The following is a 2772-nucleotide window of genomic DNA, read 5'->3' as shown; positions in this document are numbered from 1 at the left end:
GTTGGCGGCCTGCTGCTCGGTGCGGCGCGACAGGTCGCTGTTGCCGGAGGCGATCTCGCCGGCGGCCAGGGTGATGCTGGACGCGCTGGCCTGGATCTGGCCGACGATCTGGGTCAGCTGTGCAACGGTGGTGTTGGCATCGTCGCGCATGCGTGCGAACACGCCCTGGTAATCACCGTGCATGCGTGCGGTCAGGTCACCTTCGGCGATGGCCGACAGCAGCTGCGAGAGCTTGCCGAGGTTGTCATCGCTGACCGCCATCATCGCGTTGAGGTTCTCCAGCATCAGGCGGAAATCGTGATCGAAGCGCTGCGCATCGCCACGGAGGCTGAAGTCGCCGGCGGCGGCGGCGCTGGCCAGCTGCTTGATCTCGGCATTGATGCGGCCGAGGTTGGCCTTGACCGTATCAACGGTGGTTGTCATCGCGGCCTTTTCGCCCGGGTAGCGTGCAATGTCGCGGCTGAGATCGCCAACCGCGTACTGCTGCACCACGTCCAGCACGTCGTGCAGGGTCTGCAGGTGGCCGCCGACCAGGGCGTTGGTTTCCTGCACCATCAGCCCGTACTCGCCGGGGAAGGCGCTGGCGTCGATGCGGTAGCTCAGTTCGCCACCGTCGTGACGGCGCGCCATTTCGCGCTGGCCGGTGATGACTGCATGCAGCTGCTGCTGCATGCCGGCCATGGCCTCCAGCAGGCGGCCGGTTTCGTCGTGCGGCTGCGGGCCGATGTGGCTGTCCAGCTTGCCGCCGGCGATGCCTTCGGCCACAGCGGTGGCCTGCTTCAGCGGCACGGCGATGCGGTTGCCGATGACCCAGCTCAGGGCCAGCACGATCAGCACCAGTACGCCACCAGAGACCGCCATGATGGCGGTGAACACCAGCGCCTGTTTCTGCACGTCGTCCATGTAGACGCCGCTGCTGACCACCCAGTTCCAGGGCGCGAACAGGCCGGCATAGGCGACCTTCTCGACCTCGCCCTTGCTGCCCGGCTTGGCCCAGCGGTAGTTGACGAAGCCGCCGCCGGCGCGAGCCGCTTCGACTTGGTCGTAGTAGATCCGTACGCCGTCGTCGGTGCGGAAGTCCTTCATGTCCTTGCCGACCAGGTCCTTGCGGAACGGGTGCATCAGCAGGCGGTAGCCGGTGTCGTAGATGTTGAAGTAGTAGGTATCGTTCCCGGCGCGCATGACCTCCAGCGCCTGCAGCGCGGCGCTCTTGGCGGCCTCTTCGCTGAGCTCGCCGGTACCGGCCAGGCGGTGGTAGTGCAGCAGGATGCCGTAGCTCAGTTCGACCTGGGTCTTCAGCGCGCTCTTGCGGGTTTCGGTCAGGTCCAGGTACTGCATGCGGGCGGCGATCACCGAGAGCGCGATCACGCCGAGCGCGATGAGCAGCGTCAGCAGGTTGAGCTTGCGCCGGACGGAAAGATTGCGGAAGTAGTGTTGCCAGCGATGCAGGAGATTCATCGAGCAGGACCAGGTCGAAGCGGGCGGGCGGCGCCGTGCCGGTCAGCGGCGGGATACGCCGTGACAACCCCGTTATCGGCCGCGCGGGCGGGGGATTGAGGTGCGGTGTCCGAACGTATTCAGGTTTCCTTGCAGCGGCGGCTGCGGCGCTGCCTGCGGCAGGCTTTTGAAGCAACGGCAACGGCAACGGCAACGGCAACGGCAGGTCATGGCGATGGGTAGCTACGGGTTGGCCGGGTCGGGGTGGGCAGGCAGGACACGCCGTGAACCCATCCATGGGGGCTCGATGGCGCCATCCATGGCGCCAACGGTCCTGCCTGCCCACCCCGACCCGGCCCGCCAGGGCTTCACTTCGGCGGACGGCAAGAGCATTGGGTTTCCAGGTGGAAAGAGGGGTCAGATCCGTTTTCCTGCGGAAAACGGATCTGACCCCGGAAGCAACGCGGATGTTGCTCTTGCTCTTCTTTCTTCAATCCGGGGTGGACGCGCACGGGAAGTGTCCGTGGCCGGGAGGGTGGGTTGCGCAGGGGCGTGAGCCGCATGGGGTCGAGGCATGCCTCGGGCGGGTTGGGCAGGATGCCCAACCCCGGTCTTGCCGTGTGCGCAGGACAGTGCACACGTGCAAGCGGCGACCGAGCTTACAGAGACGTACTTGCAGCGTCCCCTGCGCAACCCATCCTCCCGGCCCAAACGAAGGAAGTCCGCCGCTCTCAGCGACCACCCCGAGGGGCTTCGCCGTTGGCTGGATAATCAGATACCCCGTAAACAAAAACGCCCCAGCACAGGGCCAGGGCGTTCTCGTAACTCAGGTCAGGCAGGCATCAGAACTCCTGCCAGTCCCCGTCGGCCAGTTCGGTGGCCATCGGGCGACCACCCGCCGTGCGGCGGGCCGGCGGGGCAGCCGGGGCCGGGGCAACCGGTGCAGCGGCGCGCGGCGCCGGGGCGGTGACGCGCGGGGCGGCGACGACCTCGGCTTCGTCCACCACGAAGATCGACACGGCCTCGCTGAGGTGGCCGGCCTGTTCTTCCATCGCACGTGCGGCGGCGGTGGCTTCTTCCACCAGCGCGGCGTTCTGCTGCGTGGTTTCGTCCATCTGCACCACGGTCTGGTTGACCTGCTCGATGCCGGCGCTCTGTTCCTGCGAGGCGGCGGAGATCTCGGCCATGATGTCGGTCACGCGCTGCACCGAGGCGACGATCTCGCCCATGGTCGCGCCGGCCTTGTGCACCAGCGCCGAGCCGTCGTTGACCTTGCCGACCGAGTCGTCGATCAGGCCCTTGATCTCCTTGGCGGCCGCGGCCGAGCGCTGGGCG

Annotated in this window: 2 protein-coding genes; both read right to left on the bottom strand. The window is 67.1% G+C overall.

The genetic code is table 11. The annotated features are described in order from the left end of the window. Window positions 1–1458 (bottom strand): cache domain-containing protein (locus tag AC5P6H_RS19255; protein ID WP_495202981.1); only part of this gene is annotated, 1458 nt, incomplete at its 3' end. Between the two features lie 821 nt (window positions 1459–2279). After that, on the bottom strand, window positions 2280–2772 hold a 493-nt coding region (locus tag AC5P6H_RS19250; protein ID WP_495202980.1), incomplete at its 5' end, for a methyl-accepting chemotaxis protein.

Source organism: Stenotrophomonas sp. YJH_SMC_110, from assembly GCF_059369255.1.
Note: the sequence above shows the minus strand (reverse complement) of the source record. Positions and strands in the feature narration are given on the sequence as shown.